The sequence below is a fragment of the Streptomyces sp. NPDC001914 genome, assembly GCF_042891215.1.
Lineage (GTDB): Bacteria > Actinomycetota > Actinomycetes > Streptomycetales > Streptomycetaceae > Streptomyces.
Genome location: NZ_JBIASW010000003.1, coordinates 605,834 through 628,971 on the forward strand (window position 1 = coordinate 605,834; position 23,138 = coordinate 628,971).

Annotated in this window: 23 protein-coding genes; 16 read left to right on the top strand and 7 right to left on the bottom strand. The window is 72.2% G+C overall.

Translation table 11 applies throughout. The features are described from left to right. Positions 1-269: 269 nt before the first annotated feature. Together ACFYYF_RS11900 and ACFYYF_RS11905 are read left to right on the top strand one after the other, a co-directional pair. Positions 270-725, top strand: coding sequence for a thiamine pyrophosphate-dependent enzyme (locus ACFYYF_RS11900; RefSeq protein WP_388774079.1), 456 nt, complete (start codon positions 270-272; stop codon positions 723-725). 20 nt (positions 726-745) lie between these two features. Continuing rightward, entirely contained in the window at positions 746-1,819 is a 1,074-nt protein-coding gene (locus ACFYYF_RS11905) for an Ldh family oxidoreductase (RefSeq protein WP_388774082.1), read from the top strand. Positions 1,820-1,939: 120 nt separating this feature from the next. Here the strand turns inward: ACFYYF_RS11905 and ACFYYF_RS11910 are convergent, their stop codons facing one another. Continuing rightward, entirely contained in the window at positions 1,940-2,374 is a 435-nt protein-coding gene (locus tag ACFYYF_RS11910; protein ID WP_388774085.1) for a cupin domain-containing protein, read from the bottom strand. A 247-nt stretch (positions 2,375-2,621) separates the two neighbouring features. On the opposite strand from ACFYYF_RS11910, the gene ACFYYF_RS11915 reads away from it, so the two are divergent. From ACFYYF_RS11915 to ACFYYF_RS11945, 7 genes are all read left to right on the top strand, one after another. After that, the gene (locus ACFYYF_RS11915; protein ID WP_388774088.1) at positions 2,622-3,272 is read left to right on the top strand and encodes a GntR family transcriptional regulator; all 651 of its coding nucleotides are present in this window, start codon (positions 2,622-2,624) and stop codon (positions 3,270-3,272) included. Positions 3,273-3,337: 65 nt separating this feature from the next. Then, positions 3,338-4,120: a PIG-L deacetylase family protein gene (locus tag ACFYYF_RS11920; protein WP_361682546.1), complete on the top strand. Its 783-nt coding sequence runs from the start codon at positions 3,338-3,340 to the stop codon at positions 4,118-4,120. Next, positions 4,117-4,827, top strand: a complete 711-nt coding sequence (locus tag ACFYYF_RS11925; RefSeq protein ID WP_388774091.1) for a 4-carboxy-4-hydroxy-2-oxoadipate aldolase/oxaloacetate decarboxylase — start codon at positions 4,117-4,119, stop codon at positions 4,825-4,827. The genes ACFYYF_RS11920 and ACFYYF_RS11925 overlap by 4 nt, the downstream gene beginning before the upstream one ends. 58 nt (positions 4,828-4,885) lie before the next feature. Continuing rightward, a complete protein-coding gene (locus ACFYYF_RS11930) occupies positions 4,886-5,947 on the top strand; it encodes a 4-oxalomesaconate tautomerase (protein WP_388774384.1) in 1,062 nt (353 codons plus the stop codon). A gap of 9 nt (positions 5,948-5,956) precedes the next feature. Further along, the gene (locus ACFYYF_RS11935; RefSeq protein WP_388774094.1) at positions 5,957-6,907 is read left to right on the top strand and encodes a catechol 2,3-dioxygenase; all 951 of its coding nucleotides are present in this window, start codon (positions 5,957-5,959) and stop codon (positions 6,905-6,907) included. 300 nt (positions 6,908-7,207) lie between these two features. Beyond that, on the top strand, positions 7,208-8,536 hold the full coding sequence (locus tag ACFYYF_RS11940) for an MFS transporter (protein WP_388774097.1): 1,329 nt from the start codon (positions 7,208-7,210) through the stop codon (positions 8,534-8,536). Between the two features lie 125 nt (positions 8,537-8,661). After that, positions 8,662-9,438 (top strand): GNAT family N-acetyltransferase, encoded by a 777-nt coding sequence (locus tag ACFYYF_RS11945; protein ID WP_361682532.1) that lies wholly within the window; start codon positions 8,662-8,664, stop codon positions 9,436-9,438. Positions 9,439-9,486: 48 nt separating this feature from the next. Here the strand turns inward: ACFYYF_RS11945 and ACFYYF_RS11950 are convergent, their stop codons facing one another. Together ACFYYF_RS11950 and ACFYYF_RS11955 are read right to left on the bottom strand one after the other, a co-directional pair. Further along, positions 9,487-10,368 (bottom strand): GNAT family N-acetyltransferase, encoded by an 882-nt coding sequence (locus tag ACFYYF_RS11950; protein ID WP_388774100.1) that lies wholly within the window; start codon positions 10,366-10,368, stop codon positions 9,487-9,489. 722 nt (positions 10,369-11,090) lie between these two features. After that, positions 11,091-11,354, bottom strand: a complete 264-nt coding sequence (locus ACFYYF_RS11955) for a GlsB/YeaQ/YmgE family stress response membrane protein (RefSeq protein WP_361682528.1) — start codon at positions 11,352-11,354, stop codon at positions 11,091-11,093. A 254-nt stretch (positions 11,355-11,608) separates the two neighbouring features. Here ACFYYF_RS11955 and ACFYYF_RS11960 point away from each other — a divergent pair, with 254 nt between their 5' ends. Continuing rightward, complete coding sequence (locus tag ACFYYF_RS11960; RefSeq protein ID WP_388774102.1) at positions 11,609-13,051, top strand: hydrolase; 1,443 nt, start codon at positions 11,609-11,611, stop codon at positions 13,049-13,051. Between the two features lie 111 nt (positions 13,052-13,162). On the opposite strand, the gene ACFYYF_RS11965 is transcribed toward ACFYYF_RS11960, so the two are convergent. Beyond that, complete coding sequence (locus ACFYYF_RS11965) at positions 13,163-13,735, bottom strand: GNAT family N-acetyltransferase (RefSeq protein WP_388774105.1); 573 nt, start codon at positions 13,733-13,735, stop codon at positions 13,163-13,165. A 158-nt stretch (positions 13,736-13,893) separates the two neighbouring features. Between ACFYYF_RS11965 and ACFYYF_RS11970 the strand changes: the two genes are divergently transcribed. From ACFYYF_RS11970 to ACFYYF_RS11990, 5 genes are all read left to right on the top strand, one after another. Further along, positions 13,894-15,429, top strand: coding sequence for an AMP-binding protein (locus ACFYYF_RS11970; protein WP_388774108.1), 1,536 nt, complete (start codon positions 13,894-13,896; stop codon positions 15,427-15,429). A 207-nt stretch (positions 15,430-15,636) separates the two neighbouring features. Next, positions 15,637-16,968, top strand: coding sequence for an NAD(P)/FAD-dependent oxidoreductase (locus tag ACFYYF_RS11975; RefSeq protein ID WP_388774110.1), 1,332 nt, complete (start codon positions 15,637-15,639; stop codon positions 16,966-16,968). Next, on the top strand, positions 16,965-17,696 hold the full coding sequence (locus tag ACFYYF_RS11980) for a DUF1365 domain-containing protein (protein WP_388774113.1): 732 nt from the start codon (positions 16,965-16,967) through the stop codon (positions 17,694-17,696). Before ACFYYF_RS11975 ends, ACFYYF_RS11980 begins: the two co-directional genes overlap by 4 nt. Beyond that, a complete protein-coding gene (locus ACFYYF_RS11985) occupies positions 17,693-19,039 on the top strand; it encodes a class I SAM-dependent methyltransferase (protein WP_388774115.1) in 1,347 nt (448 codons plus the stop codon). Before ACFYYF_RS11980 ends, ACFYYF_RS11985 begins: the two co-directional genes overlap by 4 nt. After that, on the top strand, positions 19,036-19,842 hold the full coding sequence (locus ACFYYF_RS11990) for a DUF1295 domain-containing protein (protein ID WP_388774118.1): 807 nt from the start codon (positions 19,036-19,038) through the stop codon (positions 19,840-19,842). Before ACFYYF_RS11985 ends, ACFYYF_RS11990 begins: the two co-directional genes overlap by 4 nt. Positions 19,843-19,927: 85 nt before the next feature. On the opposite strand, the gene ACFYYF_RS11995 is transcribed toward ACFYYF_RS11990, so the two are convergent. From ACFYYF_RS11995 to ACFYYF_RS12005, 3 genes are all read right to left on the bottom strand, one after another. Continuing rightward, the gene (locus tag ACFYYF_RS11995) at positions 19,928-20,680 is read right to left on the bottom strand and encodes an anti-sigma factor domain-containing protein (RefSeq protein WP_388774121.1); all 753 of its coding nucleotides are present in this window, start codon (positions 20,678-20,680) and stop codon (positions 19,928-19,930) included. Next, a complete protein-coding gene (locus tag ACFYYF_RS12000) occupies positions 20,677-21,261 on the bottom strand; it encodes a sigma-70 family RNA polymerase sigma factor (RefSeq protein ID WP_388774124.1) in 585 nt (194 codons plus the stop codon). Before ACFYYF_RS12000 ends, ACFYYF_RS11995 begins: the two co-directional genes overlap by 4 nt. A 133-nt stretch (positions 21,262-21,394) precedes the next feature. Next, on the bottom strand, positions 21,395-21,988 hold the full coding sequence (locus ACFYYF_RS12005) for a sigma-70 family RNA polymerase sigma factor (protein WP_388774126.1): 594 nt from the start codon (positions 21,986-21,988) through the stop codon (positions 21,395-21,397). 110 nt (positions 21,989-22,098) lie between these two features. Between ACFYYF_RS12005 and ACFYYF_RS12010 the strand changes: the two genes are divergently transcribed. After that, positions 22,099-23,097 carry a MerR family transcriptional regulator gene (locus ACFYYF_RS12010; RefSeq protein WP_388774128.1) on the top strand — a complete coding sequence of 333 codons (999 nt, stop codon included), beginning with the start codon at positions 22,099-22,101 and terminating at the stop codon, positions 23,095-23,097. Positions 23,098-23,138: the final 41 nt, after the last annotated feature.

Genomic DNA, 23,138 nt, shown 5'->3' on the forward strand with positions numbered 1-23,138 from the left:
TCACCAACACCCTGCGCCAGCTGGCCAAGCGGGCGCCCACCCGTCCCCTCGACCTCGAGGCCAAGGCCGCCGTCACCGCGCGCCGAGCAGAGCACGAGGAACGGCACGCGGACGAACAGGCCGCCATCGCCGCCGCCGAGGCGAAGGCGGCGCGGTCCGAGGGCGTCGACCCCGTGCACGTCGCAGCGACCCTGCGCGGGCTCCTGGAGGGCCAGGACGCGATCGTCGTCGACGAGACGATCACCCACAGCCGCGTCGTCAAGCGCCATGTGCAGACCGCCGCCCCCGACTCGTACTTCTACGTCCAGGGCGGACTCGGCCAGGGCATCGCGGTCGCCCTCGGCGTCAAACTCGCCGCCCGCGAGCGGCCCGTGGTGCTCACGATCGGCGACGGCGCCTTCACGTACAACCCCGTCATCCCGTCGTACGACGCCTCGAACGCGTACGGACTGCCGCTGCTGATCGTGGTCTTCAACAACCGTGTCTACAAGTCGATGAACCTCAACCACCGCAGGTTCTACCCCGAGGGCGCGGCGGCCGAGACCGGCGAATGGCTGGGCACCGACCTCCACCGGCTGCCCCGGCTCGCCGCCTTCGCCGAACCGTTCGGCATGCACACCGAGACCGTCGACGCGCCGGACGCGCTCGCCCCCGCCCTGGAGCGCGCGCTCAAGGCGGTCGCGGAGGGCACCACCGCGGTCGTCGACGTCCTCGTCACCCGCTGATCCAGGAGGCACCCGCAACCATGACCGACACACCGACACCCTCGCCGGGCAAGGTGCTCGTCCCCGCCGACGAGCTCCGCGGCTTCGCCGCCGCGCTCCTGGAGAAGGGCGGCCTCAGCGCCGAACACGCCCGTACCACCGCCGACGTGTTCGTCTGGGCCGCGCTCCGTGGCATCGACTCCCACGGCACCGCGCGCGTCCCCGCCTATCTGGAACTGCTCGCCAAGGGGGTGGCCAACGCCCGTCCCGAGATCACCGTCGAGTCGGGCGGCGCCGCCGTCGCCGTCCTCGACGCGGACCGCGCGCCCGGCCCGGTGGCCCTCATCGCGGCGGCCGAGGAGGCCGTCACCCGGGCCAGGACGAGCGGAGTGGCGGCCGTCGGTGTACGCCGCACCGTGCACACCGGGGCCATCGGCTACTACGTCTCGAAGATCGCCGAACAGGGCCTGATCGGCATCGCGTTCGTCGCCGGCATGCCCAACATGGGCTACACCGGCGTCAAGGGCGCGGCCGTCGCGACCAGCCCGCTCGCCGTCGCCGTACCGGCGGACAGCCATGCCCCGCTGCTCCTGGACATGGCCACCGCCACCATCGCCCTGGGCCGTATCCGGCAGGCGAGGGCGAACGGCACCCCGCTGCCCGAGGGCGCCGCCGCCACCGCGGACGGCACCCCCACCACCGACCCTCGGCAGGCGGTCATGCCGCTGCCGCTGGGCGGCGCCAAGGGGTCCGGCATGTCGCTCGCCTTCGAGCTGCTGACCGGCGTGCTGGTCGGCGCGCCCGTCTTCGCCGCCTTCCACTCCGAGGACCCGGCGGGCCGCAAGCACCGGCAGAACGCGCTGATCGTCGCCATCGACCCGGCGGCCTTCGGCGACGCCGGAGCCTTCACCGACTCCGTCGACGCCACGCTCGCCACGCTCAAGGCACTGCCGACGGCGGACGGGGCACCCGGCGTGTTCTACCCGGGTGAGCGCAGCGCCTCGCTCGCGGCGTCGCGCGCGGGGGAGGGGGTGCCCGTGGCGGCCAAGGTGTGGCGCGAACTGACCGAGAGCGCGGGTGGGTTCGACATCGACGTGCCCCAGGTCCTGGGATAGTCCCCGGACGTCCGTAGCGACGAGTGGCCCGGTGCCGCGGCAGGCGAACGGTGCCTGCCGCGGCACCGGGCCGTCCTCGTGCCGGCGTGACGGCCCCTACGGTCCGTGGGCGGACCGGGCCTAGGCGAAGGGGCAGCCGGGGTTCGGGGCGTCCTCCGAGAAGGGGGCGCCGTGCGGCAGTACATAGAGGACGTCGAGGACCAGCGGCCTGCTTCCGAGGTTGCGTCCGATGTGGACGTTGCCCGGACCGGCCGGCTCGGTGAGCGAGTCGCCCTTGCGGTAGAGGCCGTCCCGCGCGCATGTCGAGTCGAAATGGCTGAGGGTGCCCTGCTTGACGTACGCGTGGAGCGGGCCGTCGTGGTAGTGCCAGCCGGTCGCCTGGCCGGGCGGGATCGTGATCTCCCTGAGGGTGTAGTCCGTGCCGTCGACGGTGGTCTGCGCGATGATCCTGCCGCTGACCCCGGGGCCGGGAGGAGTCGCGTGGGCGGGAGCGGCGACGAGGGTCAGACACAGGGCGGCGAATCCCGCCGCCCCCGTGCGGAGCGAGGCACGCATGCGGTGAATCCCTTCGGCCGGCGATCGCTTCGGGCCTGACGGTCGAGGTTCATCGTGAGGCAGTGCCTCCCGCACCACAAGCGGTCGCGGGCGGACGAAGTCCGGACCCGTGCGTTCCACGGAGGCGGGGTCGGCGGCGGACCGCGGAGTTCCGCCGCGGCACGGTCGGCAACATGCCGAACAAAATTGTTGACAATCTTGTTGGTCTAGATTTACGTTCGACAGGCACTCACTCAGGGAGGGCGCAATGCAGAAGGAAGCCCGTCCAGGCACCGGCGAGCAGGCCAAGCAGCACGCGTTGGTGCAGCTGCGGCAGGCGATTCTGCGCGGAGAGATGGCACCGGCCCAGCGGCTGGTGGAGAACGAACTCGCCGAGCAGTTCGGTGTCACCCGGGCCAGCGCACGGGCGGCGCTGATCGAGCTGGAATCGGAGGGACTGGTCGAACGCATCCGCAACCGCGGATCGCGCGTCCGGGTGGTGACCGTGGAAGAGGCGGTCGCCATCACCGAGTGCCGCATGGCTCTCGAAGGACTCTGCGCCGCCAAGGCGGCCGTCCTGGCCACCGACGACCAGCTCGCCGAGCTGGCCGGCCTGGGCGCCGCGATGGTCAAGGCGGTCGCCGACGGCGAACCCATCACCTATTCCGAGCTCAACCACGAAGTGCACGCCCGGATCAGGGAGTTCTCCGGCCAGCGGACGGCCGTCGAACTCCTGGAACGGCTCAACGCCCAACTGGTGCGCCACCGCTTCCAGTTGGCGCTGCGCCCCGGCCGGGCCCAGCAGTCCCTGAGTGAACACCTGGCCATGATCGAGGCGATCGAGGCCCGGGACCCGCAGGCGGCCGAAGCGGCCGTCCGCGCTCACCTCGGCAGTGTGATCGAAGCGCTGCGCGACTGACGCCCCGCGCGGGGCGACGGACAGCCGAGGCGGGCGCCCACCTGTCCATCAAGGAGATTGCTGCAATGACGCACGGCTACGCGCCCGCCGCCCCCGGCCCCTCGGCCCCGCCCGGGGGGCGCCCATCACGATCGACGCTGGTCGTCACCGCGCACGCCGGGGACTTCGTGTGGCGTGCGGGTGGCGCCATCGCCCTCGCCGCCTCCCGGGGGGAGAAGGTCACCATCGCGTGCCTGACCTTCGGCGAGCGCGGTGAGTCGGCGAAGGCCTGGCGCGAGGGCAAGAAGCTCGACGAGATCAAGGCGATACGCCGTGAGGAGGCCGAGAAGGCCGCCGCCACGCTCGGCGCCGCCGTCCGCTTCTTCGACGCCGGCGACTACCCGCTGACCGCCACCGCCGAACTCACCGACCGGCTCGTGACGGTGTACCGCGAGACCCAGCCGGACGTCGTGCTCACCCATCCGACCGAGGACCCGTACAACGGCGACCACCCCGCCGCCAACCGGATGGCGCTGGAGGCCCGGGTCCTCGCCCAGGCCATCGGCTACCCCGGCCAGGGGGAGATCATCGGCGCTCCGCCCGTCTTCTACTTCGAGCCCCACCAGCCGGAGATGAGCGGCTTCCGGCCCGAAGTGCTCCTCGATGTCACCGAGGTGTGGGAGACCAAGCGCAAGGCGATGGAATGCCTCGGCGCCCAGCAGCACCTGTGGGACTACTACACCGACCTCGCCGTACGCCGGGGTGTCCAGCTCAAGCGCAACGCCGGCCCGAACCTGGGCCTGGCGCACAAGACCATGGCCGAGGCGTTCATGCGTCCCTACCCGCAGATCGCGAAGGAGCTGGCATGAGCGGCGTGATCGTCACCGGCCCGCCCAGGGCGGACGCGAAGGACGTCGAGGCGATCGCCGGCTACGGCACCGCCACCGTGCACGAGGCGATGGGCCGGACCGGGCTGCTCGGCACCGGGCTGCGCCCGATCCAGCAGGGCGTCCGCGTCGCGGGCACCGCGGTCACCGTGCTGTCGTGGCCCGGCGACAACCTCATGATCCACGCCGCCGTGGAGCAGTGCGGCGAGGGCGACATCCTGGTCGTCACCACCACCTCCCCCTCCACCGACGGCATGTTCGGCGAACTGTTCGCCACCGCGCTGCACCGGCGCGGTGTGCGCGGTCTGGTCATCAACGCCGGTGTCCGGGACACCGCCGAACTGCGCGAGATGGGCTTCGCCGCCTGGGCGGCCGCCGTCAGCCCGCAGGGCACCGTGAAGGCGACCGGCGGCTCGGTGAACGTGCCCGTGGCCGTCGGCGGTCAGATCGTCCGGCCCGGTGACGTGATCCTCGCCGACGACGACGGTGTGGTGTGCGTGCCGCGCGAGGCGGCCCGCGAGGTCGCCGAGGCCTCCGCGGCCCGCGAGCGCAAGGAGGCGCTGGCCCGCGCCGCCTTCCTGGAGGGCCAACTCGGCCTGGACCGCTACGGTTTGCGCGAAACCCTCGTACGTCTGGGCGTGACCTACACCTCCTACGACGACTACGTGCGGGACGGAGCCGCGCCGTGAGGGGCGCCGGCTTCCGGACCGGAGACGTGCCGTGAGCGCCCCCGAGGGGGTGCGCTGCATGCTCCTGCGCGGCGGCACCTCCAAGGGCGCCTACTTCCTCGCCGGGGACCTGCCCGAGAGCCCCGCCGAACGCGACGGCCTGCTGCTGCGCGTGATGGGCAGCCCCGACCCGCGCCAGATCGACGGCCTGGGCGGCGCCCACCCGCTGACCAGCAAGGTGGCCGTGGTCTCGGTCTCCGCCGACCCCGCCGCGGACGTCGACTATCTCTTCCTCCAAGTCGCCGCCGACAAGGCGGAGGTGTCGGACCGTCAGAACTGCGGCAACATCCTCGCCGGGATCGGCCCGTTCGCCGTCGAACGCGGACTGGTCGAGCCGGGGGAGGGCGTCACGTCGGTCCGTATCCGCATGGTCAACTCGGGGGATCTCGCGCTGGCGACCTTTCCCACCGACGGCGGACGCGTGGTCTACGAGGGCGACGCCGAGATCTCCGGGGTGCCCGGGACCGCGGCGCCCGTGGTGATCGAATTCCCGCGGGGGAGTGCCCCGTTGCTGCCCACGGGCCATGCCCGGGACCTCGTCGCCGACACCCCCGTGACGTGCGTCGACAACGGCATGCCCACCGTGCTGATCGCGGCGTCCTCGCTGGGTGTCACCGGGTACGAGGCCCCCGAGGACCTGGAGGGGGACCGGGCCCTGGCGGGCCGGCTCCGCGGGATCCGGCTGGAGGCGGGCAAGCTGATGGGGCTCGGGGACGTCGAGAACGCCACCGTGCCCAAACTGACCCTGCTCGCTCCGCCCCGCGCGGGCGGAGCCGTCACGACCCGCACCTTCATTCCGGTGCGCTGCCACACCTCCATCGGCGTCCTCGGCGCGGCGAGCGTCGCCGCCGGGCTGCGCGTGGAGGGCGGCGTCGGACACGCCGTGGCGCGCCTGCCCGACCGGGGCGACCGGCTGCGTATCGAACATCCCACCGGATTCCTCGACATCGAGGCCGGTGTCGACCACGGCCCCGGCGGCGCCCCGCCGGTGGCCCGGCGCACCGCCGTCGTCCGCACCGCACGCAAGATCTTCGACGGCACGGTCTTCCCCCGGCCGGCCGGCGCCGCACATCAACTCTGAGGAGGCCCCATGGCCCCGCCGCTCGGCGACATCGCCCACCTCGGGCATGTCGAACTGCTCACCCCCGACCTGGACGCCAGCGTCCGCTTCTTCACGGAGTACCTCGGCCTGACCGAGAACGGCCGCTCCGGAGACTCCGTCCACCTGCGGACCTGGGACGACTACGAACACCACAGCCTGACCCTGACCGCCCACACGACCTCGGGCATCCGCCGCACGGCCCTGCGCGCCTCCAGTGAGGAGGCCCTTCACCGCCGGGTCAAGGAGATCGAGAGCGCCGGCCGCGAGGGCCGCTGGGTGGAGGACGAGCCCGGGATCGGCCCGCTCTACGTGACCACCGATCCCGACGGCCATGAACTGGCCCTGTACTGGGAGAGCGAGTGGTATCAGGCGCCGGAGCACCTGAGGCCCGGTCTGAAGAACCAGCCGCAGGCCAAACCCGGCCACGGGGTCGGCGTACGGCGCCTCGACCACGTGAACTACCTCGCCTCCGACGTCGCCGCGAACGGGGACTTCGTCCGCGACGCGCTCGGGGCCCGTCCGACCGAGCAGATCCGGCTCGACAGCGGCCGGATCGCCGCCCAGTGGCTGACGTTCAGCAACAAGTCGTACGACGTCGTCTACACGGAGGACTGGACGGGTTCGAGCGGGCGGCTGCACCACACCGCGTTCGCCACGGACACCCGCGAGGACATCCTGCGCGCCGCCGACCTCGCCATCGACACCGGTGTGTTCATCGAGACCGGCCCGCACAAGCACGCCATCCAGCAGACGTTCTTCCTCTACGTCTACGAGCCCGGCGGCAACCGGGTCGAGTTGTGCAACCCGCTCACCCGCCTCGTCCTGGCGCCCGACTGGCCGCTGATCACGTGGACCGAGGAGGAGCGGAAGAAGGGCCAGGCCTGGGGTCTGAAGACCATCGAGTCCTTCCACACCCACGGCACACCGCCCGTCCGCTGACCGCCCCTGAGGCACCCTGTCGGGCAACGAACGGCTGAGCGAACCATCCCAGCCGGTATCCACGTGCGGGCGGCACCGGTCGTGTGCCGCCCGCACGTGCTGTCACCTGCCTGTCAGCCGTCCGGACCAAGGTCACGGGAGCCGGCCGGATCGTTTCGCAGATTGTTGACAAAAGCGTTGACACTCCAGGAGTTCACTCCTTAGCGTCTGTCGCACAATCGGGTCAGCCGCACGAGCCGCGTCGGCCCGCACCCACGACCCCCTTCCAGGGCCCCACCTCCTGGACGAGAGGAAACAACGATGTCCTCCTCCCTCGCCCTGCCCGCTCGCGGCGGCAGCAGACTGGCCGCGCTGGTCGTCGGCCTCTGCTGGCTGGTCGTCCTCTTCGACGGCCTCGACATGTTCATCTACGGCTCCGTGCTGCCGCACATGCTGGAGACGAAGGCGCTCGGCATCGACCCCGGCAAGGCCGGCGACGTCGGCTCCTGGGCCACCTTCGGCATGCTCATCGGCGCCCTGTGCTCCGGCACCGTCAGCGACTGGGTCGGCCGCAAGAAGACGATCATCGCCTCCACCGCCGTGTTCTCGCTGGCCTCCGCGGTCTGCGCCTCCGCCGGGAGCCTGGGCGTCTTCAGCCTCGGCCGCTTCCTGGCCGGCCTCGGCCTCGGCGGCCTGCTGCCGAGCGCGATCACCATGGTCACCGAGTACGCCCCCCGCGGCCGCCGCGCCCTGATCGTGGGCTCGCTGATGACCGCCCACCAGGCCGGCGGCATCGTCGCCGGATTCGTCGCGCTCGGGACGGGCGACTGGCGGGTCTCCTTCTGGATCTGCGTGATACCGCTGTTCATCGGGGTTCCGCTGGCGGCCGCGTTCCTGCCCGAGTCGATGGCCTTCCTCCAGGCCAAGGGACGTACCGACGAGGCCCGCGCGCTCGCCGACCGTTACGGCGTCGACCTGGCCGCCCGCGCCGAGGACCGCCAGGCCGTCGCCGACCGCTTCAGCGCCGTCACCGCCCTGTTCCGCGGCGGCCGGTGGGTCCAGACCCTGCTCTTCTGGATCGCCTCCTTCGGCGGTCTCCTCCTCGTCTACGGCGTCTCGCAGTGGCTGCCCTCGCTGATGAAGGCCAACGGCTACAACCTCGGCTCCTCGATCGGCTTCGTGATCGTCATCAACCTCGGCGGCATCGTCGGCATGCTGGTCGGCGGCCGACTGACCGACAGGTTCGGCGGCTCGGTCATCTCGGCCATCTGGTTCGGCGCCACCGCCGTCGGCATCTACTCCCTCAGCGTCAAGATGCCGCTGCCCCTCACGTACACCGTCGTCTTCCTGACCGGCCTGTTCCTCTTCAGCGCGCAGGCCATGATCTACGCGACGGTGGCGCACCGCTCCGAGGACGACAACCGTGCCACGGCCGTCGGCTGGACCTCGGGCATGGGCCGCTTCGGTGCCGTCTTCGGCCCCTGGCTCGGCGGCCAGCTGCTCGCCACCGGCTCGACCACCGCCGGCTTCACCGCCTTCGCCCTGGCGGGCGTCTTCTCCCTGGTCTTCGTCAGCCTGACGGGCCTGAGCCGCTTCCGGCCGACGACCCCGGCCCCCACCCCCCAGCAGGAACTGACGACCACCGGCTGACCGAAGCACGACCAGACACGAGAGCGTCCGGGCGGTTCCTGGGAAAGGACCCGCCCGGACACCCTCGTGTCTCGCGGGCGGATATTCCCGTTGCCCCGTTCGTCCCGGGATGCTGGAGTGGCCCCATGGATCATGCAGCGGTACTGGCGCTGTTCGACCGGGACATGCGGGAAGGCGCGCGGCCCGACGCGCCGGGCGCCCGGGTCGAGCGTGTCGGCAAGGTGGTGCGCCAGGTCGGCGCCGACAAGGGCTGGAACGGGGTGCTCTGGTCCGGCCTCGACGCGGCGAGCGCCGACGCGGCCATCGCCGAACAGGTGCGCTTCTTCTCCGGCCTCGGGGGCGGCTTCGAGTGGAAGCTGTACGGGCACGACCGGCCGGAGAACCTGGGACAGCGCCTGCGGGCGGCGGGCTTCACGGCCCAGCCCGAGGAGACCCTGATGGTCGCCGAGCTGAGCGCTCTCGCCCTCGACGTACAGCCGCCCGAGGGCGTCCGGCTGCTGCCGGTGACCGACCGCGCGGGCGTGGCGCTCGTCGCCGACGTCCACGAGAAGGCCTTCGGCGGCGACAGCACCCTGCTGCGCCACCAGCTGCTCGCCCAGCTCACGGGCGACGCGAACACGGTCGTCGCCGTCGTGGCGCTCGTCGGTGACGTCCCGGTCAGCGCGGCCCGCATGGAACTCGTGCCCGGGGCCCGGTTCGCCGGGCTGTGGGGCGGCGGCACCGTCGAGGCATGGCGGGGCCGGGGCATCTACCGCGCCCTCGTCTCCCACCGGGCCCGTGTCGCCGCCGAGCGCGGCTACCGCTACGTCCAGGTCGACGCCTCCAGCCAGAGCCGCCCCATCCTGAACCGCCTGGGCTTCCAGCCGCTCACCACGACCACCCCGTACGTGTACGAGGGCTGACGGCGGCCCCCTCCGGAGGAGCGCCGGTGCCGGCCCCGTCCCGGCCCTTCAGAGGTCCAGCCGGAACTCCAGCTCCCGGTGGGTCGGCCGATAGCCGAGCGCGTCGTTGATGCCGATCATGTGCGCGTTGCTGTCGGCCGTGTCCGTCAGCAGGCCGGCGAGTTCCGGGTACCGCAGCCGCGCCCGGCGGACCGACTCGGCCTTCATCCACAACCCGAGGCCGTGACCGCGGTGCTCGGGCAGGACGCCCGTACCGTAGTGCTGGGCGTCGCCGCGCCCGTCACCCGGTACGACGAGTTCCGTGAATCCGGCGACGGAGCCGTCCGAGCGGTCCACCACGGCCACCGTGTGCAGCGCGTCGCCCCGTTCGAGGACGGCCTCCGCCACGGCCACGACCCGCTCCACGTCCCAGACGTCGATGCCGTGGTCGCTGTCCTCCATCGGCATGTCGTCCATGGCCCGCCGCGAGGCGGCGAAGGTGTGCGCCAGCTCGGCCGGTACGACACCCTCCCAGCTCGTCAACGCGTAGCCGGGGTGCGGGCGTTCGGCGATCGCGGTCACCGCTTCGAGGTCGAGTTCCGGCAGTGCGAGGCGGGCGAAGGTCAGCGCCAGCACCCGACGGAACCCGTGGGCCGCGAGAAACGGTTCGCCGGGGGAGCCGGCCGTGACCCGGGCGACCAGCGGCCGCCGTCCGTCGCCCCGCGCGGCGGTCAGGGCGGCGGTGAGCAGGGCGCCGCCCACTCCGGCGCGGCGCTCCGCGGGGTGTACGGAGATCTCCAGCTCGGCGCGATGGTCCTGACCCTTCTTGCCGGGCAGCCACAGGAACGCCGAGCCCACCGGAACCCCTTCGGCGTCCGAGGCCAGCCAGGCCAGACGCCGGCTCGACGGGGAGGATTCCGGATCGGTCAACGGCGTGATGCGCGGCGGCAAGGTGACTCCGTGGCGTGGGGGAGCGGGTGGGGCGGGCAGTCGAAGCCCGCAGGAAGGTAGCCGCGCGGGCACCGGCTCCGCAACGCAATTCGCCGGGAGGCGCCCAGCGAGTCGTCAGCCCCCGACCAGCCCGCCCGCAGCCGCGGCCTCAACAGCGCCCTGCGGCCCCCGGCGTCTCCTGACCTTCCGGCATCCCGAAGCCCGTGGGCCCTGGTGTCCCGCGAGCCTCCGGCATCCTGGAACGCAGGCCCCTGGAGGTCTTCGGAGCCCGCGGACCCCCGGAGTTCGCGCGCCCCGGAGCCCTCGGGCCCTCGGCCCTCCGGCGTCCCGCAGCGCCGGGCGGCCCCCGGCGCCCTCGGCCCTCCAGAGTCCCGCAGAGCCCGGCATCCCGCAGTCCCCGGTGCCCCACGACCCTCCGGCATCCCGGAGCCGGCGGGCCCCCGGCGTCCCCCGGCTCTCCGGCGTCCCGAAGCGCAGGTCCCGCTGCTCGTCAGGGCTCCACCACCCGGTGCGCGGGCCCCCGACGCCCCTCGGCCTCCGGCGCCCCGCAGCCCTGGCCTCGCGGCTCGTCCGGGCTTGGCCAACCTTCGAGCGGGCCCCCACCTTCCGGCATCCCGGAGCGCGGCCCCGCCCCGCGTCCGGGCTTCACCACCCTTCGAGCGGGCCCCGCCCGGGCCCGCCGGGTTCGGCCCATCACGCAGTTCCGGCCTGTCGCCGGACTATCAGTGGCGCCCCCGTGCCCGGTCCAGTGCCGCCACACCGAACGCGGCGAGGCCGATCTGGATGAGCCACTCGATCCAGTCGACGCCCTTGGTGTCGGCGACGCCGAACGCGGCGGCGATGCCCGACCCGATGAACGCGGCCACGATGCCCACCACGATCGTCCACAGGATGCCGATGCGCTGGCGGCCGGGCACGGCGAGCCGGCCCAGTACACCGATGACGATGCCGATGACGACGGCACTGATGACGCCCGAGATCTCCATCTCAGCCCCTCCTGGTCGGTCCCCCGCAGTTATGTATCTGCCCGCATCGGGCCCGCCCAGTCCGCCACCGGGCGGGCACCCCTGACGCACCCGCCGGAGGACCCGCGGCAGGCCCCCACCCGCCCCCTGGGCAACTCGCGTTTGGACATGTACCGTTCAATAATCTGTTGAACGGAAGGCGGCCGGCTTCCGTTCTACGCGCGAAGACTTGGCGCCCGCACCGCCTCTCCCCCCTCATACCGGAGGTTCGTCGGATGCTCGGATTCAGGAAGTCCCGCCACAGAAACAGACTCACCACCGCCCTGGGACTGTTCGGACTGCTCGTCACAGGTGCCGCGCTCCAGGCGGCCACCGCCGTTCCCGCCCACGCGGCCACCCCCCACCGCGTCCTGTTCGACAACGGCCACGCCGAGACCGCGGGCAACGCCGACTGGATCATCTCCACCAGCCAGCCCGACCCGCTCGGCCAGAACTCCAACCCGTCCTCGGAGACGTCCTGGACGGGAGCCCTGTCCTCCTGGGGCGTGGCCCTGCACAAGACCGGCAACTACAGCCTGAAGACGCTGCCTTCGGGCTCCAGCCTCACCTACGGCGGCACGGCCGCGACCGACCTGTCGAACTTCGACGAGCTGGTGCTGCCCGAACCCAACACGCTGTTCACCACGGCCGAGAAGACCGCCATCATGACGTTCGTCAAGAACGGTGGCGGCCTCTTCATGATCTCCGACCACACCGGTGCCGACCGCAACAGCGACGGCTACGACGCGGTCGAGATCTTCAACGACCTGATGAGCAACAACAGCGTCGACAGCACCGACCCGTTCGGCTTCTCGATCGACACGCTCGACGTCGGCTCCGACTACCCGAGCGCGATCAGCGACAGCACGAACGCGGTCCTGCACGGGTCGTTCGGCACCGTCACCAAGAGCCTCATCGCGGACGGGACCACCGCCACGCTCAAGCCGGCGGACAACTCGTCCGTCAAGGGCCTCGTCTACCGCACCGGTTACTCCGGGAACACCGGCGCGTTCTTCGCGACCAGCACCTTCGGCAGCGGCAAGGTCGCCTTCTGGGGCGACAGTTCCCCGATCGACGACGGCACCGGCCAGTCCGGCAATACCCTGTACGACGGCTGGAACGACACCGGCGCCACCAACAAGGTCCTCGCCCTGAACGCCACCGACTGGCTCGCCGGCACGACCAGCGGCGGCGGCGGCGGCACCTGCACGGCCGCCCAGCTGCTCGCCAACCCCGGCTTCGAGTCAGGGGCCACGTCCTGGACCGCCACCAGCGGTGTCATCACGAACAGCTCGGGCGAGGCCGCCCGCACCGGCTCGTACAAGGCGTGGCTCAACGGCTACGGCTCGGCCAACACCGACACGCTCTCCCAGTCCGTGACCATCCCCTCGGGCTGCTCGGTCACCCTGAGCTTCTATCTGCACGTGGACACGGCCGAGACGACCACGAGCACCGCGTACGACACCCTCAAGGCCCAGGTCCTCAACAGCGGCGGCACCGTGCTGTCGACCCTGGCCACGTACTCGAACCTGAACGCCGCGTCCGGGTACACGCAGCGCACCTTCAGCCTGGGCTCCACCTACGCCGGGCAGACGGTCACGATCAAGTTCACCGGCGTCGAGGGCTCCACGCTCCAGACGTCGTTCGTCCTCGACGACACCGCGCTCAACGTGAGCTGAGCACCCCGCGGAACGAGGGGCGGGCCCGCCACCGGGTCCGCCCCTCACCGGGTGACCGGCACACCACGGGCCCAGAGACGGGTTCCGGACCGTGAGAGGGGCCGTCAGCCGTCAGCCGAGGCGCGGGCCCGTACCTTCGAGGTGGTTCCAGGTCCACAGGACGACGTCCCGGCCCTTCGCCGTGCGGATCACGGGCGCGTCGTCGGTGAGGACGAAACCCGCCGCCCTGGCGACCGCCTCGCTGGCGGCGTTCCCGCCCTCGATGCACAGCACGACGCGCCGGCCTCCCACATGGCGGTGGGCGAAGTCCACGACGAGCCGGACCGCGCGGGTCGCGAGCCCCCGGCCCCGGTGGGCGGCCCCCACGCCGTAGGCCAGCTCGACGTCACGGTCGTCGGCCGTACCGGGGAACAGCAGGATCTCGCCCCGGGGCAGCTCGCCGTCCGTCGTGATGGCGAGCTGCACCCCCCGCCTCTCGGCACTCTTCTGCTCGGCCGCCGCCAGGTACGCGAGCGCCGCCTCGGTGTCGAAGGGCGACACGACCGGCGTCCACCGGTCGATCTCGGGATCGTCGTAGAGCGCCACGAGATCCGCGACGTCGTCGTCGGACCACTCGCGCAGATGCAACCCCAGCCCGCCGATGCGCAGGGGCCGGGGAAAGTCGAACGTCGGTCGGCTGTCCATCGGACGATCGTGACGTGCCGGGCACGCGGAGGCCAAGGACGCCGGGACACGCACATGGATGCGGACATCACCGTGAGTACCGGTTGGTGTGTTCTCCGGATGCGCGGGGGCGGGGCCAGGATAGAAAGAGGGCATCGTCCGATCTTCGGGAGGCCGTGATGCTCGTCCCCTTCGGAGCACTTGATTTCCTGGACCGCGCCGTCACCGTGTACGGCGACCGCCTCGGCGTCGTCGACGAACCCGAGCAGCCGGCCGAGCCCTGGCAGGGGCTGACCTACCGGCGCGTCGGGGAGCTGGCCCGAGCGCAGGCCGCCGGGCTCGACGCGCTGGGCGTCCCGCTCGGGGCGCGCGTGGCCGTCGTCTCGCCCAACAGCGCCCGGCTGCTCACCTCCTTCTTCGGCGTCAGCGGACACGGCCGGGTGCTCGTACCGGTCAACTTCCGTCTGACGGCCGACGAGGTGACCTATATCGTCGAGCACTCCGGCGCGAGCGTCCTGCTCGTCGACCCCGAACTGGCCGACCGCTTCGCCAAGATCGCCTGCAAGCACCGCTTCACCCTCGGCGCCGCCGCCGACGCCGAGCTGTACCGCTTCGGCACCGGCCCCCGGCCCTGGGAGCCGGACGAGAACGCCACCGCGACGATCAACTACACCAGCGGCACGACGGCCCGGCCCAAGGGCGTCCAGATCACGCACCGCAACATCTGGGTCAACGCCACGACCTTCGCCCTGCACGCCGGCATCACCGACCGCGATGTGTATCTGCACACCCTGCCCATGTTCCACGCGAACGGCTGGGGGATGCCCTTCGCGATGGCGGGCCTCGGCGTCCGCCAGATCGCACTGCGCAAGGTCGACGGCGCGGAGATCCTGCGCCGGGTCGCCGAGCACGGCGTGACCGTGATGTGCGCTGCCCCCGCCGTCGTCAACGCCGTGCTGGCCGCCGCCGAGTCCTGGGAGGGCGAGATCCCCGGCCGCGACCGGGTCCGTATCATCGTCGCCGGCGCGCCCCCGCCCACCAGGACCGTCGCACGGGTCGAGTCCCTGCTGGGCTGGGAGTTCATCCAGATCTACGGCCTCACCGAGACCTCGCCCCTGCTCACCGTCAACCGCACCCGCGCCGAATGGGACGACCTCGACCCGCAAGGCCGCGCCGAGAAACTCGTCCGCGCGGGTGCCCCCGCGCTGGGCGTGACCCTGCGCACCGCCGCCGACGGCGAGATCCTCGCGCGCTCCAACGTCGTACTGGAGGGCTACTGGGACCAGCCCGCGGAGACCGAACGGGCCTTGGCCGACGGCTGGTTCCACACCGGCGACGGCGGATCCATCGGCGAGGACGGCTATCTGACGATCAGCGACCGCAAGAAGGACGTGATCATCACGGGCGGGGAGAACGTGTCCTCGATCGAGGTGGAGGACACGCTCTTCAGTCACCCGTCGGTCGCCGAGGTCGCGGTCATCGGCGTCCCGCACGAGAAGTGGGGCGAGACCGTCAAGGCCCTGGTGGTCCTCGCCCCGGACACGGAGGCGACGGAGAGCGAGCTGATCCAGTACTGCAAGGAGCGCCTGGCCGGGTACAAGGCGCCGACCTCGGTCGAGTTCCGGGACGTCCTGGCCCGCACGGCCACCGGCAAACTCCAGAAGTACAAGCTGCGCGAGCCGTACTGGGAAGGACATGAACGGCACGTCAACTGACCGTCACTCCACGTGACGGCGGGTCGTCGCGGCGGGGGTCGCCCCCGCGCCGCGGCGACCCGGCACCGGCCGGTCCGGACCTTCCTGCGGACTTTCTTTTGGATCCGCTGAAGAAGATCGCTCCCAGCCCAATCCGTTCGGCCCCCTGCTTCGGAATAACTCCGAGAGCTCCGATCCCCCGATCAGGAGCCGGGCGGGAGGAATCCGATGAGGACGAGGCATGGGTCCGACGACGCGGCGGACGGCGGCGCCGGGCGCACCCACGAGGAACGCCTGAGCGCACTCAGACGTACGGCGGTGATCGGCGGGGGAGTGGCCGGGCTCACCGCCGCCTACGTCCTCAGCCGTGAGCGGCCCGTCACCCTCTACGAAGCGGACGACCGGCTCGGCGGACACGCCCACACCCACGACCTGACCTCGTCCGACGGACGCCTGCACCGCGTCGACTCGGGCTTCATCGTGCACAACCACCGCACCTATCCCCACCTGCTGCGGCTGTTCGCCGAACTCGGCGTCGCCACGCAGGAGTCCGAGATGAGCATGTCGGTGCGGTGCGAGGGATGCGGTCTCCAGTACGCGGGCGCCCGCGGCCCCGCCGGTCTCTTCGCCCGGCCGCGCAGCGCGCTGCACGGCCGCTACCTGCGGATGCTCACCGAAGTGCCGGCCTTCCACCGCGCCGCCCGCCGCCTGCTGGCCGAGGGCGGCGAAGACACCCTCACCCTCGGCGAGTTCATCACCCGGCAGGGCTTCTCGCCCTACTTCACCCGGCACTTCATGACCCCGCTCGTCTCCGCAGTCTGGTCCTGCGACTCCGCCACGGCCCGCCGCTACCCGGCCGCCTACCTGTTCCGCTTCATGGACCACCACGGCATGCTCTCGGTGAGCGGCTCGCCCGTCTGGCGCACGGTCACCGGAGGCTCCCGCTCCTACGTCGACCGGCTCGCCAAGGAACTCGACGCGGTACACACCTCCACCCCCGTCCGAGCCGTGCGCCGCCACGCCGACGGAGTGGACATCACCACCGAGGACGGCACCACCGACTCGTACGGATCCGTCGTCATCGCGGCGCATCCCGACCAGGCCCTTCGGCTGCTCGCCGACCCCACCTCCCAGGAGCGCGAAGTGCTCGGGGCGTTCCGCTACTCCCGCAACACCACCCTCCTCCACACCGACACCACACTCCTGCCGAGCGCCCGCGGGGCACGGGCCTCCTGGAACTACCTGATGCCCGACTGCGGCACCGACGCGGACCGGGTCCGGGTCAGCTACGACATGAACCGGCTGCAACGGCTGGACGCGCCCGAGACGTTCGTCGTCACCCTCGGCGGCGAGGACCGGGTCGACCCGGCCCGGGTCCTGGCCCGCATGGAGTACGAACACCCCGTCTACACACCCGAGTCCGTGGCCGCCCAGCGCCGACTGCCCTCCCTGAACGGCCCGGTGACCGCCTACGCCGGCGCCTACCACGGCTGGGGCTTCCACGAGGACGGCTGCCGGTCCGGCGTCGAGGCGGCCGAGACCCTGGGGGTGACCTGGTGACCGGCCATCCCGCCCTCTACCCCTGCACGGTCGCGCACGTAAGGACCGCGCCCACCCGGTACGCGCTGCGCCACCGGACGTACATGTGGCTGACCGACCCCGACCACCCGCCCGAACTGCCCTATGCGCTCCGCCCGTTGGCCCGCTTCGATCCCCGGGACCACTTCGACGGCGACCAGCCCAGCATCCGTGCGGGTCTCGACCGGTTCCTCGCCTCGCACGGCGTCGACCTGCACGGCGGACCGGTGCTCATGCTCAGCCACGCACGCGTCCTCGGCCACGTCTTCAACCCGCTGACCCTGTACTGGTGCCACGACGCCGACGGCACCGCCCGCTGCGTCGTCGCCGAGGTCCACAACACCTACGGCGAACGGCACTCCTACCTGCTGCGCCCCGACGACGGCGGCACCGCGCGGACCCGCAAGGAGTTCTACGTGTCGCCGTTCTTCCCCGTCGACGGCGCCTACCGGATGCGCCTGCCCGAGCCCGGCGACAGGCTCGACCTGACGGTGCATCTGGAGCGCGTGGGAGCACGACCCTTCACCGCCACCGTACGAGGAACGCGGCAGGCCGCGACCGTCGGCGCGCTGCTGCGTCAGGCGCTGCGCCACCCGTGGTCCACCCTCGCCGTGTCCGCCGCCATCCGCCTGCACGGCATCCGCCTCTACCTTCGCGGACTGCCCGTCCAGCCCCGCACCCCGCAACGAACCCAGGAGAACGCGCAATGAGGACAGCCGAGTCCTGCCCCGTCGAGACGCCCCGACAGGACACCGACCCGCTCCGCCGGCCGGACGCGGTGCCCCGGCCCCGGTCGTCGCGGGCCCGTACGGCCGTCACCCGCGCGGTGGTCCGCCGTGCCCTCGAACGGCTGCCGCTCCAGGCGCGGTTCGCCGACGGAACCCGCGCCGGCCTCGGCGGCCCGGTCATCGAGATCCACGACCCGGCCGCCTTCCACGGCCGCATCGGCGCCGAAGGCCTCATCGGCTTCGGCGAGTCCTACATGGCCGAGGAGTGGGACGCGCCGGACCTCGTCGCCGCGCTCACCGTCCTCGCGGGCAACGCGGCCGGTCTGATCCCGGCCCCGCTGCAGCGGCTGCGCGGTCTCTGGGCGATGCGGCGGCCGGACGTCGAGCGCAACACACCCACCGGCGCCCGCGACAACATCAGCCGCCACTACGACCTGTCCAACAACCTGTTCGCGCTCTTCCTCGACGACACCCTCAGCTATTCGTCGGCCCTCTTCCGCGGCTTCCCCGCCTCCTGGCCCCTGCTGGCCGACGCCCAGCACCGCAAGATCGACCGGCTCCTCGACCTCGTCGAGGCCGGACCCGGAACACGACTCCTCGAAATCGGCACCGGCTGGGGCGAACTGGCGATCCGCGCCGCCGCGCGCGGTGCCCGTGTCACCTCTCTCACCCTCTCCCGCGAACAACAGGCCCTGGCCCGCGAACGGGTGCGCGAGGCGGGAGTCGAGGACAGGGTGAGCATCGAGCTGTGCGACTACCGCGAGGCCACCGGGACGTACGACGCCGTCGTCAGCGTCGAGATGATCGAGGCGGTCGGCGAGGAGTTCTGGCCGGTCTACTTCGCCACCCTCGACGCACGGCTGGCCCCCGGCGGCCGCGTCGCGCTCCAGGCGATCACCATGCCGCACGACCGTATGCTCGCCTCCCGCGACACCTTCACCTGGATCCAGAAGTACGTCTTCCCCGGCGGCCTGCTGCCCTCCGTGGAGGCGGTGGAGGAGGTGACCCGAGCCCACACCTCCCTGCGCATCTCCCGCAGGGACGCCTTCGGCGCGCACTACGCCGAGACCCTGCGGCTGTGGCGCGAGCGGTTCACCGAGCGGGCCGACGAGGTCGCCGCGCTCGGCTTCGACGAGACCTTCCGCCGGATGTGGACCTTCTACCTCGCGTACTCCGAAGCCGGGTTCCGCTCCGGCTATCTGGACGTCCAGCAGTACCTGTTCACGAAGGGCACGGCGGAGGCGGGCGCGGCGGAGTCGGAGGCCGCGGCGGAGCCGGAAAGCACGGCTGAGGCGCAGGGCGTCCGGAAGGCCCCCACGCCATGACCGGTTTCCCCTGGGCGGCGTTCGCCCAGAACCTCGCCCTCGCGGCCGGCGCGGCCTTCGCCGTCATGCTGGTCACCTTCGCCGTCGGCGTCCGCCGGAACCTGCACCGGATCGTGGACGTCGCCTGGGGGATCGCCTTCACCGCGGTGGCCCTCGTCTCCTTCCTGGCGTCCGCCGGCGAGGGCGACGAGGCACGCCGTGTGCTCGTCACCGTCCTCACCTCCGTGTGGGGACTGCGGCTGGCCGCGCACATCGCGCGGCGCGGCCGGGGCCACGGCGAGGACCCGCGCTACGAAGCGATGCTGTCCAAGGCGCCCGGCAGCCGTGACCTCTACGCCCTGCGCATGGTGTATCTCCTGCAAGGGGCGCTGGTGTGGCTGGTGTCGCTGCCGGTCCAGGCCGCGCAGTACGTTCCGGGGCCGCTCACGGGCTTCGCCTGGGCGGGCACCGCTCTGTGGGCCGTCGGGCTGTTCTTCGAGGCGGTCGGCGACGCCCAGCTCGCCCGCTTCAAGTCCGATCCGGCCAACCGCGGCCGTGTCATGGACCGCGGCCTGTGGAGCTGGACCCGTCACCCGAACTACTTCGGCGACTTCTGCGTCTGGTGGGGTCTGTTCCTGCTCGCCTGCGACAGCCCGCAGTCGGCCGCCGTGGCGCTGGTGTCCCCGCTGGTGATGAGCTATCTCCTGATCAACGGCAGCGGAAAGCCGATGCTGGAACGCCACATGGCGCAGCGCCCGGGCTTCGCCGAGTACGTCGCGCGCACCAGCGGCTTCTTCCCGCTGCCGCCACGACCGCGCCGCTGAGTGGTGCCGGCGTCCGACATGCCAGGTGTCCGGCGTCCGACGTGCCGGGTGTTCGTCCCCTCCCCCGAACCGAGGGGACGAACACTCAGACGGGCAGTCCCAGCAGGGCCACCGGCGCGGACGTGGGCTCCGGGGAGCCGCCGGCGGGCTCCACGGTGATCCCCATGCCGGACGCGCCGTCGACGGCGCCCTTCAGCAGGACGGTCTCGCTGGTGCGGTCCGGGTCCATCAGCCCGGCGGAGCGCATGGTGCCCGCGTCGTCGTACCAGAGCTGGTAGACCTTGCCGCCGGGCGGCTTCGCCATCTTCGAGGAGATGAACACCGCCCGGTCCCGGCTCCGGGACACGACGACCGTGCCGCTCGCCCCGTCCGCCAGCTTCGCCGTGCGCGAGGTCGCGTCGGGGGCCGTGAGAACGGCGGTCACCTGGGCGGCACGACGTTCGGCGGCACGGGCCTGCTCCTGGGCGTCCTGGGCGCGCTCGTGCTGCCACACCGCCGTACCGCCCAGTGAGGCCGCGGCGGCGAGGGCCGCGGCGAGCGCCCAGCGCGCGGGACGGTAGCGGCGCAGGACCCCGGCGTGTTGAACCGTGAGGGGTAGCGTGCGAGGCGGCTCCTGCCGGACCGTGGTGATCCGCCGTATCACCCGGTCCTTGAGGGCCGGGCCCGGTGAGGCGGTGACGGCCAGACCCAGCCGCGCGGCCGTGGCGCTCAGCTCACGGACCTCCGTCGCGCAGTCCTCACAGTCCGCGGCGTGCCGTTCGAAGCGCTCGCGTTCGTCGTCGGACAGCGCGTGCAGCGCGTACGCGCCGGTCAGTGTGTGCAGGTCCGCCGTGTTCACACCGTCACCCCCAGGCAGTCGCGCAGCCGGATCAGACCGTCGCGCAGCCGCGTCTTGACCGTGCCGAGGGGAGTCGCCAGCAGCTCCGCCACCTCCCGATAGGTCAGCCCGCGGTAGTAGGCCAGCGTCACCGACTGGCGCTGGAGTTCCGTCAGCGTGCGCATGCAGCGCCGTACCTGCTCACGTTCCAGCCGCGCCTCGACCTGCTCGGCCACCTCGTCGAACTCGGGTGTCCGGTCGAGCAGGGCGGCCTTGTGCTCCCGTGCCGCCGAGGCCTCGACCGAGCGGACCCGGTCCACGGCCCGCTGATGGGTGAGGGTGAGGACCCAGTTCATCACCGAGCCCCGCTCGGGGCGGTAGCGGGCGGCGGTCCGCCACACCTCGACCAGCACCTCCTGAGCGACCTCCTCCGACTGCGCACGGTCCCGCAGCACCTTGGTCACGATGCCGAGGACGGGCCCCGCCACCACGTCGTAGAGCGAGGCGAACGCCTCCTGGTCGCCGCGGGCGACCCGGGCCATGAGATCCGGCAGGTCCGGCTCCGCGGACGGGTGTCGCCCGATCTCCACGGCTTCCTTCACGGTGTGGTTCCTCCTGGACGTGTCGACGGTTCGGATGTGATCCGAAGCCGGTCGGGCGGTGGATTGGCCCGCGGACCGAAAAGTTCCGGACAGGCCGGTTTCCATGCCTGGCGAGGAGGCGGAGGGCCCGGGTTCAGACCTCGGCCACCGGTCGCAGACTGTCGCGCAGCTGGTGCATGCCGCGTCGGGAGTGGCTCTTGACGGTGCCCAGCGGCCAGCCGGTGCGCTGGGCGATCTGGGTCTGGGTGAGGTCCTCGTAGAACGCGAGGTGCAGAACCCGGCGCTGCGGTGTCGGGAGCTTGGCCAGCTCGTGCCGGACGACGACACGGTCGAGGGTGGCCTCGGGCCGGGCCCGGCTGTCGTCGGCGAGGGCCAGGAGAGCGCCTGCCGCCCCCACCAGCTCGGTGCGCCGGGTCCGTGCGGACAGGGCGTCGGCGATCTTGCGCCGCGTGATGCCCACGAGCCACGCGGCGACCGGGCCGCGTTCGGGCCGGTAGCCCCGCGCGCCCCGCCACACGGCGAGGAACACCTGCTGGGTGACGTCCTCGGCCTCGCGCGGGTCGCCCAGCGAACGCCGGGCGAGGGCCTGGACGAGGGGCGCCCACCGCCGGTACGCGGTGGCCAGGGAGGTCTCGTCCCCGTCGACGATGCCACGGGCCAGTTCCGCGTCCGTGATCGCGGGCCCGGACTCGGCGGTCGGTTGCTCGGCGGTCGGATCTGCGCTCATGGCCACGGCTCCTTGCTCCGGAACCCTGTGCGGGGCCCCGTGAAACCGATTGTGTGAAGCAGGGGACACAGGCGACAACTCGCATCGTTTCTGCGTCGTATAGTCGCCGTATGGGTGATGGCCGGTCTGACCAGGTGCGGGAACCGGGCGAGGGATCCGCCGAAGCCGGTGTCACCACCGGCGCGCTGGCCCGCCGCCTGGGAGTGTCACCCACCACGCTGCGGTCCTGGGACCGCAGGTACGGAATGGGACCCGCGGTCCGTTCCGGCGGGCGGCACCGCCGCTGGACGCCACAGGACGTGGCCATGCTCGAGGAGATGTGCCGGCTGACCTCGGCCGGCGTGCCGCCCGCCGAGGCGGCCAGGGCGGCGAAGGGCTGGTCGGACCCCCTGGAGCCCGGGGACGAGGGCATCGCCGACGACCTGGAAGCCCCGGCGCGGGCGGCCGGGGCGGAGCCGCTCGGGGACCCCCGGCAGGAGTGCAAGGGTCTCGCGCGCGCCGCCGTACGCCTCGACGCGCCTTCCGTGGACGACCAGTTGACCGCGCTCGTCCAGCGGCACGGCGTGGTCGTCGGCTGGGAGGAGGTGATGGTGCCGACCCTGCACGCGGTGGGCCGCAAATGGGAGTCCGCCGGGGATCGCTACGTGGAGGTCGAGCACCTGCTGTCGTGGCACATCTCCCGTGCGCTGCACCGCGCTTCGGGACCGGCGGAGTCCAAGGCACCGGCCACCGGAGTGGGACCGATCCTGCTCGCCTGCGTGCCCGGCGAGCAACACTGCCTACCGCTGGAGGCGTTGCACGCGGGCCTCCTCGAACACGGCCTGCCCACGCGGATGTTCGGTCCCGCCGTGCCCTCGGAGGCGCTGACCGCGGCGGTGCGGCGGCTGGGGCCGGTCGCCGTCGTGCTGTGGTCGCAGACCCGTTCCACCGCGGACCGCCCGCTGGCCCGGCACATCGCGGCCACCACCTGGGGAGTCAAGGGCGCCCGCAGCCGGCCCACGGTCCTCCTCGGCGGTCCCGGCTGGGCCGGACGCCCGGAACCGGACATGCTCCGGCCGCCGGGACTGAGGGAGGCGCTGACCGCCCTGGTGGGTCTGGCCGAGGGCTGAGCGGAACGGCGGCCGCCCTCGCGAACTCTCGCTCGGGCGGC

Coding starts and splice junctions, on each gene's coding strand:
- ACFYYF_RS11905 (WP_388774082.1), top strand. CDS start 746: ATGACCGACACACCGACACCCTCGCCGGGCAAGGTGCTCGTCCCCGCC.
- ACFYYF_RS11910 (WP_388774085.1), bottom strand. CDS start 2,374: ATGCGTGCCTCGCTCCGCACGGGGGCGGCGGGATTCGCCGCCCTGTGT.
- ACFYYF_RS11915 (WP_388774088.1), top strand. CDS start 2,622: ATGCAGAAGGAAGCCCGTCCAGGCACCGGCGAGCAGGCCAAGCAGCAC.
- ACFYYF_RS11920 (WP_361682546.1), top strand. CDS start 3,338: ATGACGCACGGCTACGCGCCCGCCGCCCCCGGCCCCTCGGCCCCGCCC.
- ACFYYF_RS11925 (WP_388774091.1), top strand. CDS start 4,117: ATGAGCGGCGTGATCGTCACCGGCCCGCCCAGGGCGGACGCGAAGGAC.
- ACFYYF_RS11930 (WP_388774384.1), top strand. CDS start 4,886: ATGCTCCTGCGCGGCGGCACCTCCAAGGGCGCCTACTTCCTCGCCGGG.
- ACFYYF_RS11935 (WP_388774094.1), top strand. CDS start 5,957: ATGGCCCCGCCGCTCGGCGACATCGCCCACCTCGGGCATGTCGAACTG.
- ACFYYF_RS11940 (WP_388774097.1), top strand. CDS start 7,208: ATGTCCTCCTCCCTCGCCCTGCCCGCTCGCGGCGGCAGCAGACTGGCC.
- ACFYYF_RS11945 (WP_361682532.1), top strand. CDS start 8,662: ATGGATCATGCAGCGGTACTGGCGCTGTTCGACCGGGACATGCGGGAA.
- ACFYYF_RS11955 (WP_361682528.1), bottom strand. CDS start 11,354: ATGGAGATCTCGGGCGTCATCAGTGCCGTCGTCATCGGCATCGTCATC.
- ACFYYF_RS11960 (WP_388774102.1), top strand. CDS start 11,609: ATGCTCGGATTCAGGAAGTCCCGCCACAGAAACAGACTCACCACCGCC.
- ACFYYF_RS11965 (WP_388774105.1), bottom strand. CDS start 13,735: ATGGACAGCCGACCGACGTTCGACTTTCCCCGGCCCCTGCGCATCGGC.
- ACFYYF_RS11970 (WP_388774108.1), top strand. CDS start 13,894: ATGCTCGTCCCCTTCGGAGCACTTGATTTCCTGGACCGCGCCGTCACC.
- ACFYYF_RS11975 (WP_388774110.1), top strand. CDS start 15,637: ATGAGGACGAGGCATGGGTCCGACGACGCGGCGGACGGCGGCGCCGGG.
- ACFYYF_RS11985 (WP_388774115.1), top strand. CDS start 17,693: ATGAGGACAGCCGAGTCCTGCCCCGTCGAGACGCCCCGACAGGACACC.
- ACFYYF_RS11990 (WP_388774118.1), top strand. CDS start 19,036: ATGACCGGTTTCCCCTGGGCGGCGTTCGCCCAGAACCTCGCCCTCGCG.
- ACFYYF_RS12005 (WP_388774126.1), bottom strand. CDS start 21,988: ATGAGCGCAGATCCGACCGCCGAGCAACCGACCGCCGAGTCCGGGCCC.
- ACFYYF_RS12010 (WP_388774128.1), top strand. CDS start 22,099: ATGGGTGATGGCCGGTCTGACCAGGTGCGGGAACCGGGCGAGGGATCC.